We start from the raw sequence: 12923 nt of genomic DNA on the forward strand, positions 1-12923 counted from the left end.
CCGGGTAGCTCCGCTACGACGGGCCTTCGCCCGGCACGCCGACAGCACGCACCGAACGACGCGACGGGGCAAACCTTGCCGGGCACGGCACTAGACCTCCCCGCGCGCCATCCTGATCAGCCGGTCGAGCACCGCGCCACCGCTCACCCGGAGCCCGTCGTGCTCCCACTCGTTGGTGACCCAGGCCCGGGTGCCGGTCACCGCGTCCGCCGTGGCCAGAGAGTCGGCGGTGTCCACGTACATGTCGTCGTGGTAGACGGCCGCCACCACGGGCACCTGGTTGGCTGCCAGCCGGGCCGGGTCGTAGAGGTCGGGCCAGTCCGTCCGCTCGGCGAGCAGCTGCGCGGTCTCCCGCAGCGGCCGCAGTGCCGGGTCGGTGTCGAACAGCGCGGGGTAGATCATCTCCCCGGTGAAGAAGACGGCCTGACCACCACTCAGCGCCGCCTCGGCGTCGAACTCGGGGAACTCCTTGCGCACCCGCTCCGCCGCCCACTCCGTCCCGCCGGCGTCCACCGAGCGCTGCCCGTAGATGGACTCGTGCATCACCGCGTAGAGCGGCCCCTGCGCGAACGAGAGGTGGGACTGCACCCCGGCCAGGAAGGTGTCCGAGAGCACCGGCCCTTCCGTCCCCTCCACCCAGGCCTCCTCCAGCAGGTAGTGCAGCACGTGCGCGCCGCTGCCGGTGCCCAGCAGCATCCCGAGGCCCTGGAAGGCCTGCACGGTGAGCAGCCCGCCGTCCGGCAGTTCGGCCGGCCGCTCGACCAGGTGGGCGGCGATCCGCCGCACCGCCGCCACGTCCTGCGGGTAGCGCGCGTAGTAGGCCCTGTTCTTCCGGGCGGTCCGGGGGTAGGCCGCCCGGTAGACGTCCTCGGCGGAGCTGCGCAGCCCGGCCAGGCCGCCGGTCACGAAGGCCTCGCGCAGGCCCTCGGGGGCGATCGAGAGGTAGGTGAGGGTGCAGAAGCCGCCGTAGCTCTGCCCCAGGAGGCTCCACCGGCCCGCCTCGCCGAGCAGCTGACGGCGGATCAGCTCCGCGTCCCGGACGATCGAGTCGGCCCGGAAGCGGGTGAGGTAGTCGGCCTGCTCGCGGGGGCCGCCGCGCCGGGCCAGAGTCTGCCGGGTGGCGGGGGTGGACCGGCCGGTGCCGCGCTGGTCGAGCAGCAGCACGCGGTAGTCGTCCAGGGCGCGGTCGATCCAGCCGTCCCGGCCGATCGGGCGGTTGGCCTTGCCGCCCGGCCCGCCCTGGAGGAAGAGCAGCCACGGGAGCTCGTCGTGCTCACGGCCGGAGGCGACCACCTCGCGGGCGTACACCTCGATCTGCTCTCCCTCGGGCGCCTGGTGGTCGAGCGGGACGCGGAAGACGTGGTCGGTGGTGACGGTCCCGGGCAGCCGGCTGGGGGTGGACATACAACTCCTCGGTACGTGCTGGTCACAGACGCTCAGCGGCGGGCGTCCACGGTGTTCCCGGTGCGCCCGCCGTTGCCCTCGCACCGTATCCTGACGCGGGCAGGGAGTGACCGGACGGCGGAACGGCAGGCGCGAGCCGCACCGGCACCGCACGGGGAGCCGTCGCCGTCCGCACCACCGGGGGATGTGCGGGGAGCGGCCGACCAGGGAAGACCTGTCCACGGACCGGTACGGCGTGACCTGGGGGAGGGGCGGTGCGTTCAATCTGCTGGGCGGCACCCGCGACCGCCGGTCCCGACCGGATTCGTACGGCCGGCGCCACGGCCGTCCCGGGTGGCCCGGGCCGGAGCACGCACTCGACCGGCGGCACCACCCGTGGGAAGCCCGCCGTCCCCGCGCCGACGGGCCGCGCCGGTGGCCCCGTCGGGGCCGCGTCCGACCGTACCGCCGCCCTGGCGTCCGGCCGGGCACCAAGGACCGGCCACCGGGAGCAGGGCCCGGCGCGGGGGAGCGCCGCGCCCCACCGGCTCCGGCCGACCTGCCGACGGGCTGCCCGCCCGGTGGCACGAGCAAGCAGCACCAGACCGTGATCGAGGACATATCCGGCCGACCGGCAGCACCGCCGTCGCCCGGTCGAAGAAGGAGAGTCAGGTGAACGACCCGAGGCCGCTGCGGGACGCACCGCCCACCATCGGGTCTGCCGCACCGTCAGCTCCCGCCCCCGCCCCGACTTCTGCCGGGGCCGAAGGCGCGGCATCCTCGTTCGCCACCGCGGCGGCGAGTGCCGGCCGGCCGGGCGCCGGGTCGGCCGCTCCGTCCTTCGGACCACCGGCAGGGGGGTACGACGTACCCCCGCGCGCCCCCGGCGCAACTCCGCCGGTCTCCTCCGCCCCCTTCTCCGGCGCACCCCGGTCTGCTGCCCCGGCCGCGCCCGCGGCCTCACCGTGGGGCCCACCGTCCGCCTACGGCGCACCCGCTGACACCCCGTCGAGGACCGTACCTCCCCACCCGGAGCACCAGGCCGCCCCGATGCCCGGCGCCGGGATCGGCACCCCCGCCATCGGGCTGCCGCACACACCGCCCGGCGCCCCCGGATCGCCCTACGGCCCCCCGCCGGGCACGGCTCCCGGCGGATTCTTCGGCAGTCCCGCCGGCGGCCCCGCTGGCCCTGCCGCTCCCGCCGGGCCTGCCGGTCCTGGCGGGTTGTCACACACGCCGCCCGGCGGGACCCCGGTCCCGCCGCCGGGAGCGGCCGGGGCGCCGCGTGCGTCCGCCCCCTTCCGCCCGCAGCCGGCCGCCACCCACGCCACCGTCCTCTGCGTCAGTGCCCCGGCGATGGCCCTCTCCGGCCTGGACGGTCAGCTCCGTGGCCAGGCCCTGCACGGCTTCTACCGTTCGGGCGTCCGCACCCTTGCCCGGATGGAGCTGCGCCTCGGCGGGATGGAGCCGCTGCCCCTCCAGGGCACGCTGACCTCGGCGGCGGAGGCCCGCTTCATCGGCGCCGTCCGGGTCCCCGGAGACCCTGACCCCGACCCGGCCCTGACGGTCGAACGGCTCCGTCACGCCAACGGCGTCGAGACCGTGACGGTGCGGAACACGGGGAGCAGGCCCGCCCGGATACCGCTGGAGATCACCCTCGGCACCGACCTCGGCCAGCTCGCCGAGATCTCGGCCGGCCAGCGCCTGGCGGACCTGCCGGGGCAGGTCCAATCGGCCGGTCTGCGCTGGGTCGGCCCCCAGCACAGCGCTACCGTGGCGGCCCGGCCGTCGCCGCACGCCGTGCTGGCCGGAGCGGGTGTGCTGCGCTGGGACTTGGAGGTGCAGCCCGGCGCCCGCTGGTCGGTCGAGCTGAGCACCACCCTGGAGACCTCCGCCCAGGCCGGTCCGCGCCCGCCCACGGGCCGCGGCCCCGGAGTGCCGCTGCCCTGGTCGGAGCCCGAGGTCCGCTGCGACGACACCCGGACGGGTCCGCTCGTGGCGCGCTCCCTGGACGCCCTCGGCGGTCTGCTGATCGCCGACGCCGACCGGCCCACCGACCTGTACGCCGTCTCCGGCGCGCCCTGGCGGTTCGGGCTGACCGCCGCCGACGCGCTCTGGGCGGCCCGGCTCACCCTGCCGCTCGGCACCCGGCTCGCCGCCGGAACGCTCCGCGCCCTGGCCCGCCGCCAGGCGGCCACCGGTCCGCAGGCCGGGGTGATCCCCGGCCCGCTCCGGCACGGCGGGCCCGAGCTGCCGCCCTCCTGCACCGCGACCGAGGCCACCCTGCTCTTCGTCACCGTGCTGGCGGAGGCGTGGCGTTGGGGCCTGCCCCGCCAGGAGGTGGCCGAGCTGCTGCCCGCCGCCGAGCGGGCCCTGGCCGCACTGCGGAGCAACGTCACCGACGCCCCGGCCACCGCCGGGGCGGACGGTGCGTCAGCCGGCGGCCCGTCAGCCGGCCTTCTCCACGGGGGTTCCGCGGGCGCGGAGGCCGAAGGCGCCCTGCCGGGCCCGGTCGGTTTCGTGACCGACCTGGGCCGGTCCCCGGAGGAGCGGGCGGCCAGACCGGTGCCCGCCCGCTGCGAGGTGCAGGCCCAGGCCCACCGGGCGGCCCTGCACGGGGCCGAGCTGTTGGAGGCCTTCGGCCGTCCCGGTGCCGCGGAGTGGCGGTCCTGGGCGGCCGGGCTGCGGGAGCGGTTCCGCGAGCAGTTCTGGATCGACGACCTGTCGGGCGGCCGCCCGGCGGCGGCCCTGCTCGCTCCCGACCGGCCGCTGCCCGCCGTCGCCTCCTCCTTCGTCCACCTGCTGGACCTCGGCCTGGCCGCCGAGGGTGACCGCCACCCTGGTCTGCTCGACCGCGAGCAGACCAGGGTGCTGGCCCAGCGCCTGGTCACCCCGGAGTTCGACTGCGGCTGGGGCCTGCGCACGCTCAGCGCTAGGTCGCCCCGGTTCAACCCCCTCGGGCACCGGAGCGGGGCGGTCCGGGTGCACGAGACGGCGCTCGCGGTGGTCGGCCTGACCGAGGCCGGGTTCGAGCGGGAGGCCGGAATACTGCTGGAGGGTCTGCTCGACGCCTCCACCCACTTCGAGGGGCGGCTGCCCGAGATGTACGCGGGCGAGCAGCGGGTTGCCGGTTGCCCGCCGGTGCCGCACCCGTCCGCCTGCCGCCCGGCGGCACTCTCCTCCGCCGCGGCCGTGTACCTGGTCGCGGGCCTGGCCGGGGTCCGGCCTGACGTCCCGTCGGGCCGGGTCACCGTCCGTCCGGCCAGCACCGCCCCGCTGGGCGAGCTGGAGCTCGGAGGGCTGCGGGTGGCCGGCGAGCCCTTCTCGGTGCGGATCAGCCGGATCGGCGTCGCGGTCGTGGAGGAGGCCTCACCGACGCTCCAGCTGGGCACCCGCTGAGGCCGGGGCCCGGCGCGCCGTGAGGCTCGCGGGGCCCGCTGCCGGCACCGCCCGGCCCCGTTCCTCCGTGGACGGAGCACGATCTGATGGACCCTCGTTCGGGCCCTGTGCTTATCGTCAGAGAGACGACTATGATCGTCGCCATGTCTCGCTATGACCCGTCGGCCTTCCCCCCGTTCGCTGTCACGGTCGACCTGGTGGTGCTGACGGTCAGGGAGCACGCGCTCTGTGCCCTGCTCGTCCGCCGGGGCGAGCCGCCGTTCCAGGGCTACTGGGCACTGCCCGGCGGCTTCGTCCGCCTGGACGAGGGCCTGGCCGAGGCGGCCTCCCGCGAACTGGCCGAGGAGACCGGCCTGCGCGCCCTCTCCGCCCCCGGCCAGGGCCCGAGCACGGTCGGGGCCCACCTGGAGCAGCTCGCGACCTACGGGCACCCGCAGCGCGACCCCCGCATGCGGGTGGTCAGCGTGGCCCACCTCGCCCTGGCCCCCGACCTGCCGACGCCCCGCCCCGGCGGCGACGCCAGCGGCGCCCGCTGGGCGCCGGTCGGCGACCTGCTCGGTCCCAGCCCGGCCGAGGGCGTGCCGCTCGCCTTCGACCACGGGAAGATCCTCGCCGACGGCGTGGAGCGGGCCCGCTCGAAGATCGAGTACTCCTCGCTGGCCACCGCCTTCTGCCCGCCGGAGTTCACCGTCGGCGAGCTCCGCCAGGTCTACGAAGCGGTCTGGGGCGTGGTCCTCGACCCCCGGAACTTCCACCGGAAGGTCACCGGCACCCCCGGCTTCCTGCTGCCCACCGGCGGCACGACGACCCGTCAGGGCGGCCGCCCCGCCCAGCTGTTCAAGGCCGGCGGCGCCACGGTCCTCAACCCGCCGATGCTCCGCCCGGAGTCCTGAGCCGCGGCCACCGGGCTCCGTGCGCGGACTGTCCCCTGATCGAGTGAGGTGGGCGGCCACGCCGCCCGCTCCACGTCCGTAATGCCCGATTTCCCTGCCTGCTCGCCCTACTGTGCTCCAGCGGGGCGCAAGAGCTCCGCTGCCCGGTCGGCCGAGACAGGAGCAGGCAGCGATGATCCAGATCACCGGACTGACCAAGGTCTACCGCCGGGGCCGCCCCCCGGCCCTCCTCGACCTCACCTTCGACGCCCGCCCCGGTGTGGTCACCGCCCTGCTCGGCGCCGAAGGAGCCGGCAAGACCACCGCACTGCGGCTGATGGTCGAGCTGGAGCGGGGCCAGGGCATCACGCTCTTCAGCGGCCGGACGTACCGGAGGCTCCGCCACCCCGAGCGCGAGGTCGGCGTGCTGCTGCCCGAGGACGGGAGCGGCAGCGGTCACCCGGGCATGCGGGCCCGGTCCCACCTGCGGATGCTGGCCGCCGCCGCGGGCGTACCGGCCTCCCGGGCCGACGAACTCCTGGAGCAGACCCGGCTGGCCGGTGTCGCCGGCCACCGCCTGCACTCCTTCTCGCCCGGCATGCACCGCCGTCTCGCCCTGGCCGCAGCCCTGCTCGGTTCGCCCGGCACCCTGCTGCTGGACGGGCCGACCGAGGGACTCTCCCCGCGCAACATCGAGTGGTTCCACTCCTTCCTGCGCTCCTTCGGCGTCTCCGGCGGCACCGTCCTGGTCACCACCCGCACCCCGCAGGAGGCCGCCGCCCTGGCCGACCGGGTGGTGACGCTCGATCAGGGCCGCCTGGTGGCCGACCAGCCGGTCTCCGAGTTCCGCCGCACCCGTCTGCACCCGGAGGTCTCGGTCCGCGGCCCGCAGATGGCCCGGCTGGCCGACCTGCTGACCGAGCAGGGCCACCAGGTCCGCCGCGACGGGGGAACCGGCCTCGCGGTGAGCGGCCTGACCCGGACCGAGATCGGTGAACTCGCCTACCGCAACGGCATCCTGCTGCACGAGCTGGCCGACCGGGTGGTCGAGCAGCCCGTCCCGTACCCGGTCCTCCCCGCCGCCTCCGGCCGTTCCGGCCAGGTCCACCCCGTCCCGGGCCCCGGCCCCGTTGCCACCGACCCGACCCCTGCCCCGACCCCGACCTCGGGAGCGGCTCCGGTCCTCGCCTCGGTCGCCGCCAACGCCCATGCTCCGTCGTCGCCGCAGCCTTCCGCGTACACGGAGTCGGCCCAGGAGCAGACCGCCGTCCTGCTCGCTCACCCCGTCGCTCCCGGGGTCCACCCCGTCCCGGCGCCCACCCAGGCGGAGCCCACCGCCTCCTCCTCCGCTCCCGTCGGCGCCACCCGCGCCACCCGGCCGCCCGGCCCCGCCGAGCCCGGGGTCACCCCACGCGCCATCACCCTGAGCGGCCGTCAGCTCTTCCGTGACGAAGTCCCCGGCGCCGCCCCGGCCTTCGGCACCCCGACCGTCCCCACCACCTCCACCACCCCTCACCCCCAGACCACCCCCGAGCCCCGGAGCGAGTGACCGTGCGCGTACTGGCCTACGAGCTGCGCCGCCTGCGCGGCCTCCGCTCCACCTGGCTGATCCTGGCCGCCGTCCTGCTGGTCGACGCGGCGGTGGCCGCCGTGCTGGCCCGGCAGCTGCCCGACGGGCAGCTCGGTCCGGCCGCCGCCGTCCGCTGTCTGACGGCCGTCGTCCCGCTGCTCCCGCTCCCGATCGCCGCCCTCGGCGCGGGTGCCCTCGGCGCGCTCTCCTACGGCCACGAGGTCCGGCACCCCGGCCTGGTGGCCGGCCGGGTCGCCTTCGGCCGACGGCTCGGGCTGCTGCTCGCGAAGCTGGCCGTCACCGGTCCGGTGGCGCTGCTGCTGGCCGCCGTCACCGTCGCCGTGGACGCGGCCGTGCTGCTCGCGGCCGCCGCCCCGGGTGCGCGGACGGGGGTGCTCACCGACCCGTCCGCGGCGGCCTTCGGCGATCTGCTCCGCCCGCTCGCGCTCTTCGCCGGCCTCACGGTGCTGGCCGGCTGGGCCGGGCTGCTGCTTACCTCGCTGCTCCGGAGTGCGGCGGCCGGTCTGCTGGTCCTGTGCGCGGTGCCCGCCCTGCTCGAACCGGCGCTCACCCTGCTGCTGCGCCGGAGCGGCCGGGGCTGGCCGGCCCAGGCCCGCGAGCTCCTCCCGTTCCAGTACGGCCTCGACCTGGTCCGGGGCGTCGACCCGCAGCGTCTGGGGGCGGTGCCGGCCGTGGACGGCACCTTCGCCGCCGCGGTGCTGGCCCCGCTCGCCCTGCTCCTGCTCGCGGCGGTCCTCGCCCAGCTCCGCCGTCGCGCGCTCTGAGCCTCCGCCCCGGGTCAGTGGAGCGCCCCGGACCCACTCGTGCGGGTGGGCGAACGACCGCTCGCCGGAGACTTGGTGACGCCCCGTCACCAAGGTCCGCACCGCCAAGTCGATTTGGGGGATTCTGCCTGATAAGAAGTCAATTATCCGGTCACGGGCGATCACCCTTTCGTGTGCTTTTCACGAGAATTCTCAAGGCGGGCCCGCCGATCGCCGACAAAGGAGCTGTGAGTACCCTTGCGCACCCCACCATGAACGCAGCTCGTTCCTCCGACGCAGTCGCCCCCGGAGAGCTGGACCGCTTCTCCTACGCAGAACGGCCCACCCCGCCCGCCCCCCGCTGGGAGGGCTCCGAGGTCGACCTGCGGGTCGGCCGAAAGACCACCAGCAGCCGGGGCCGGGGCCTGCACGGCCAACTGGTCCAGCAGCTCGGCCAGATGATCGTCTCCGGTGACCTGGGCGCCGACCGCCCGCTGGTGCCGGAGGAGATCGGCCAGCGGTTCGAGGTCTCCCGCACCGTCGTCCGCGAGTCCCTCCGGGTCCTGGAGGCCAAGGGCCTGGTCAGCGCCCGGCCGAACGTCGGCACCCGGGTCCGCCCGGTCAGCGACTGGAACCTGCTGGACCCGGACATCATCGAGTGGCGCGCCTTCGGCCCGCAGCGCGACGAGCAGCGCCGCGAGCTCTTCGAGCTGCGCTGGGCGATCGAGCCGCTGGCCGCCCGGCTGGCGGCCGGCCACGGCCGGGAGGACGTCCAGCAGCGCCTGGTCGAGCTGGCCGACGTGATGGGCCACGCCGCCGCCCAGGGCGACATGGTCAGCTACGCCCGCGCCGACATCGAACTGCACGCGCTGGTGCTGCAGATGGCGGGGAACCGCATGCTGGAGCACCTCTCCAGCATCGTCGGCTGCGCCCTCCAGGTCTCCGGCGGCCCGACCACCGCCTGCGAGCGGCCCTCCGACTCGGCGGTCAGCCTGCACGCCCGCCTGGTCGACGCCCTCGGCACCGGCGACGGCACCGCCGCCGAGGCCGCCATCCGCGCCCTGCTCACCGTCCACCCGGAGGTCGAGCACTCCGTCCCGGCCCCGCGCGAGCACTGACGGAGCCGCACACCGCAGCTGCTCACCGGAGCAGCCCACCACAGCTGCTCACCACGGCCGCTGACCCGCGCCGAAGACAACGATCCGAGCACGGAAATCCATCGGTACCCAATGGCCCTTCAGCCGCCTTTCCCTGCGGCTGAGGGGCCATGGCCGTTCCCGGACCTCCCGGCACCCCCGCTCCGGCCCCTCCCGGGGCCCCGGTGTGACGGGCGCCACCAAGGGCATGCGTAACACTTGAGGAGCGGCGGCGATGTGTACGGAGCGGAAGCGGCTCCGGAATACCACCACCGTGTCAGAATGCTGTGTTGGTCTGCGGCGCCGCTGCCGTCCTGCACACCCCAGTCCCCAAGCCCGAGCCGGTCGGATCCGGGTCCGCGCGCGTGCCGCGTGGCCGCTCCCGTCGGCTCGGCGGCCGGTACTGGTGTCGAGTTAACTCATCGTCCGAGAGGTTGTTCGTGTCGGCCAGCACATCCCGTTCGCTCCCCCCCGAGATCGCCGAGTCCGCGGCTCTGCTGGCGCTCATCGAGCGGGGCAAGGCCCAGGGGCAGATCGCCGGTGACGACGTGCGTCAGGCTTTCGAGGCGGACCAGATCCCGGTCACCAAGTGGAAGAACGTCATGCGCAGCCTCAATCAGGTTCTGATTGAGGAGGGTGTGGACCTCATGGTCAGCGCGGCGGAGCCGTCCGCCGCGAAGCGCAAGGCGGCCGCGACCAAGAGCACCACCAAGCGCGCCGCCGCCAAGACGGTCACCACCCGTAACCCGTCGGCGCCGACCAAGCCGCCGGTGCGCATCGCGCCGTCCGCCACCTCGTCCGCGCCGGCCCCGGTGGTGGCCGAGGTGCGCGTGGTGGAGTCCATCGAGGGCTTCGGCGAGGGCACCGAGGTCCGCGCGGCCCTGGCCAAGAAGGTGGCCGCCCCCGCGAAGAAGGCCGTGGCCAAGAAGGCCGCCGCCCCCGCCAAGAAGGTGGCCGCCAAGAAGACGGCCGCCACCAAGTCCACCTCCAAGGACGGCGGGGAGGAGCTGCTCGGCGAGGAGGAGCTGCTCGAGGACGCCGCCCTGCCCGCCGACAAGGAAGCCGGCGCGGAGACGCCCGAGGAGGAGTCGGACCAGGGCTTCGTGCTCTCCGACGACGACGAGGACGACGCCCCGGCCCAGCAGGTCGCCGTCGCCGGTGCCACCGCGGACCCGGTGAAGGACTACCTGAAGCAGATCGGCAAGGTCCCGCTGCTCAACGCCGAGCAGGAGGTCGAGCTCGCCAAGCGCATCGAGGCCGGCCTGTTCGCCGAGGACAAGCTCTCGGCCGCCGACAAGCTCGCCCCGAAGCTCAAGCGCGAGCTGGAGATCATCGCCGAGGACGGCCGCCGCGCCAAGAACCACCTGCTGGAGGCCAACCTCCGCCTGGTGGTCTCGCTGGCCAAGCGCTACACCGGCCGCGGCATGCTCTTCCTGGACCTGATCCAGGAGGGCAACCTCGGTCTGATCCGTGCGGTCGAGAAGTTCGACTACACCAAGGGCTACAAGTTCTCGACCTACGCGACCTGGTGGATCCGCCAGGCCATCACCCGCGCGATGGCCGACCAGGCCCGCACCATCCGCATCCCGGTGCACATGGTCGAGGTCATCAACAAGCTGGCCCGCGTCCAGCGCCAGATGCTCCAGGACCTGGGCCGCGAGCCCACCCCGGAGGAGCTGGCCAAGGAACTCGACATGACCCCCGAGAAGGTCATCGAGGTCCAGAAGTACGGCCGCGAGCCGATCTCCCTGCACACCCCGCTCGGCGAGGACGGCGACAGCGAGTTCGGTGACCTGATCGAGGACTCCGAGGCGGTCGTCCCGGCCGACGCGGTCTCCTTCACCCTCCTCCAGGAGCAGCTGCACTCCGTCCTGGACACGCTCAGCGAGCGTGAGGCGGGCGTGGTCTCGATGCGCTTCGGCCTGACGGACGGTCAGCCGAAGACCCTGGACGAGATCGGCAAGGTCTACGGCGTGACCCGCGAGCGGATCCGCCAGATCGAGTCCAAGACCATGTCGAAGCTGCGCCACCCCTCGCGCTCGCAGGTCCTGCGCGACTACCTGGACTGATCCGGGGAGAAGCAAGCCACGCACACCGGAAGGCCCGGAGCGGTTCACCACCGCTCCGGGCCTTCCGGCGTTCGCAGGAAGACGCTGCGTCAGCAGAGGGAGCGTCAGGTCGCCCGTCCGGGTACACCCGGCGCGGGCGGCCGCACGGTGGGTGATCACTCCACTACGCTGTGCCGGTTGCTGTCCGCCGACCGATCTTGGAGACCTCGGTGCCGCCCATCACGGACGCCCGCCCGACCCCGCCGACCCGTCGCCACCACCGCCGGGCGGTCGCCCTGGCGCTGCTCGCCTCCCTGCCGGCCCCGCTGATCGCGCTGGGCGCGGCCGGCCCGGCGCACGCGCAGCGCCGCATCGTCGGCGGCCAGACCGTGAGCACCCAACAGGTGCCCTGGATGGTCGCCCTGGCGAGCCGTCAGCAGTTCGGGAGCGCGCGGTCCGGCCAGTTCTGCGGCGGCGCGCTGATCTCGCCGACCAAGGTGGCCACCGCCGCGCACTGCTTCTACGACGAGTCCAACGGCCAGCGGGTGAACCGCCCCGGCCTGCGGGTGATCGTCGGCCGCGACGACCTCGGCCGTACCGGCGCCGGCCGCGAGGTGGAGGTGCGCGAGGTCTGGGTGCACCCCGAGTACGACTTCTCCCGGAACCTCAACGACGTGGCGGTGCTCACGCTGGCCGAGAACCAGGGCGACCGCCCGGTGATCGAGCTGCTGCACCAGGGCGAGACCGAGCCGTACGCGCCGGGCACCAGGGCCACCGTCTTCGGCTGGGGGGACACCCAGGGCAACGGCAGTTACTCGCGGACCCTGCGGTCGGTGGACGTGCCGGTCGTCTCGGACCAGGTCTGCGGGGACGCGTACGCGCACGGCACGGACGGCTCGTACGACCCCCGGGTGATGGTCTGCGCCGGTGAGCAGAAGGGCGGCAAGGACGCCTGCCAGGGGGACAGCGGGGGGCCGCTGGTGGTGCACGGCCGGCTGGCCGGGCTGGTCTCCTGGGGCACCGGCTGCGCGGACGCCCGCTACCCCGGGGTCTACACCCGGGTCGCCGCCGTCTCGGATGCGGTGCACTCCCGGATCTGAGCACCGGCGAGCTCACGGCGGCCTCGCGGGAACAGCGGAACGTGTCCGGCCGGACACGCTCCGACGCGGCGTCAGCTCCGCGCGGGGCGGAGAGCTGACGGAGCGTCGGACATCACTCGGCGCCCGGCTCGGAACACAGCGGAGCCGGACGGCCACCCTCCGGAAGAAGGGGTGCCGTCCGGCTCCGTCGGTCAGCCAGCAGGGCCCGCCTGTGCGAGCCCTCGGGCTCAGCGCTCTTCTTGGGAGGCGCTGTTGCTGGTCTCGGTGAGGCGACCGGTCTCGTCGTGTATCTCGACGGCGAGCTTCTTCAGCTCCGGCTCGAACTTCCGCCCGTGATGGGCACAGAAGAGCAGCTCTCCGCCGCTCGCGAGTACGACGCGCAGGTAGGCCTGGGCGCCGCAGCGGTCGCAGCGGTCAGCCGCGGTGAGCGGGCTCGCAGGGGTCAGAACAGTAGTCACGTCGCCTCTTCTCTAGCTCGACGAGCTGTCGTACCAGGGTCAACATCCAACCAGGCCGAAAACGTTCCCGCTCGTGGCTTTTCTTCTCTGAGGATTCTGCTGTGTTGTTGATGAGGACGTGCCCAGGGCGTCGGCGGTTCATGCCTGTCGACTTCCAGGACTCGCCATTCGGCTCGAACTCCCGAACGGGCCG

9 protein-coding genes are annotated in these 12923 nt (G+C 74.4%); 7 read left to right on the forward strand and 2 right to left on the reverse strand.

The window, feature by feature from the left end; translation table 11 throughout:
- Positions 1–90: 90 nt before the first annotated feature.
- Positions 91–1404 (reverse strand): alpha/beta fold hydrolase, encoded by a 1314-nt coding sequence (locus ACZ6ZR_RS33040; RefSeq protein WP_465648747.1) that lies wholly within the window; start codon positions 1402–1404, stop codon positions 91–93.
- 1029 nt (positions 1405–2433) lie between these two features.
- On the opposite strand from ACZ6ZR_RS33040, the gene ACZ6ZR_RS33045 reads away from it, so the two are divergent.
- From ACZ6ZR_RS33045 to ACZ6ZR_RS33075, 7 genes are all read left to right on the forward strand, one after another.
- Complete coding sequence (locus ACZ6ZR_RS33045) at positions 2434–4782, forward strand: glycogen debranching N-terminal domain-containing protein (RefSeq protein ID WP_465648749.1); 2349 nt, start codon at positions 2434–2436, stop codon at positions 4780–4782.
- A gap of 143 nt (positions 4783–4925) precedes the next feature.
- Positions 4926–5675 carry an NUDIX hydrolase gene (locus ACZ6ZR_RS33050; protein ID WP_396298643.1) on the forward strand — a complete coding sequence of 250 codons (750 nt, stop codon included), beginning with the start codon at positions 4926–4928 and terminating at the stop codon, positions 5673–5675.
- Positions 5676–5847: 172 nt separating this feature from the next.
- Positions 5848–7203 carry an ATP-binding cassette domain-containing protein gene (locus ACZ6ZR_RS33055; protein WP_465648751.1) on the forward strand — a complete coding sequence of 452 codons (1356 nt, stop codon included), beginning with the start codon at positions 5848–5850 and terminating at the stop codon, positions 7201–7203.
- A 2-nt stretch (positions 7204–7205) separates the two neighbouring features.
- Positions 7206–8009, forward strand: a complete 804-nt coding sequence (locus ACZ6ZR_RS33060; RefSeq protein ID WP_465648752.1) for a hypothetical protein — start codon at positions 7206–7208, stop codon at positions 8007–8009.
- Between the two features lie 227 nt (positions 8010–8236).
- Positions 8237–9106, forward strand: coding sequence for a FadR/GntR family transcriptional regulator (locus ACZ6ZR_RS33065; RefSeq protein WP_465648754.1), 870 nt, complete (start codon positions 8237–8239; stop codon positions 9104–9106).
- Positions 9107–9558: 452 nt separating this feature from the next.
- Positions 9559–11193, forward strand: coding sequence for an RNA polymerase sigma factor (locus tag ACZ6ZR_RS33070; protein WP_465648756.1), 1635 nt, complete (start codon positions 9559–9561; stop codon positions 11191–11193).
- Between the two features lie 209 nt (positions 11194–11402).
- Complete coding sequence (locus ACZ6ZR_RS33075) at positions 11403–12272, forward strand: S1 family peptidase (protein WP_465648758.1); 870 nt, start codon at positions 11403–11405, stop codon at positions 12270–12272.
- Between the two features lie 227 nt (positions 12273–12499).
- On the opposite strand, the gene ACZ6ZR_RS33080 is transcribed toward ACZ6ZR_RS33075, so the two are convergent.
- Positions 12500–12730, reverse strand: coding sequence for a DUF7455 domain-containing protein (locus tag ACZ6ZR_RS33080; protein WP_465648760.1), 231 nt, complete (start codon positions 12728–12730; stop codon positions 12500–12502).
- Positions 12731–12923 lie beyond the last annotated feature (193 nt).

Source organism: Kitasatospora sp. NPDC088742 (assembly GCF_055584905.1).